The sequence below is a fragment of the Acinetobacter sp. I-MWF genome (assembly GCF_025433935.1).
In the GTDB taxonomy this organism is placed as follows: Bacteria; Pseudomonadota; Gammaproteobacteria; order Pseudomonadales; family Moraxellaceae; genus Acinetobacter; species Acinetobacter guillouiae.
Map to the genome: position 1 here is coordinate 1 of NZ_JAMBAR010000035.1, position 386 is coordinate 386.

General features: G+C 44.8%; 1 protein-coding gene. It reads right to left on the bottom strand.

Features of this window, described 5'->3' with window-relative positions:
• On the bottom strand, positions 1-386 hold a 386-nt coding region (locus M2R48_RS21245), incomplete at both ends, for an Ig-like domain-containing protein (RefSeq protein WP_262087613.1).

Sequence of the window (386 nt, forward strand, 5' to 3'; positions counted from 1 at the left end):
ACAACACCCGTTTGCGGAGCAAAGTCATCTATTACAGACAAGATTTGTACAGATTGACTTGAACCACTGGTATCTACAGAAATCGCATAGTTGTTCGATACCGAACCTTGGTTACCCGCCGCATCTTCTACTCGCGCTGTATAGGTATAGGTTGAACCACTTGCCAAACCTGCATCAGCATAGGTCCAAGTTGTACCAGATACCGTTGCTGTGCCAACCTTAATACCATCACGATATATCACAACAACTTCACCTGAACCCAATGTAGCACTAATCGTACCTTGGACTTCTGGCGTGTCATCATTGGTGAAAGCACCATTGGCAACATTTCCTAAACCTGGGGCAACGTTATCAACAACTGTTGTTATCGTTGTGGTTTGTGTTGG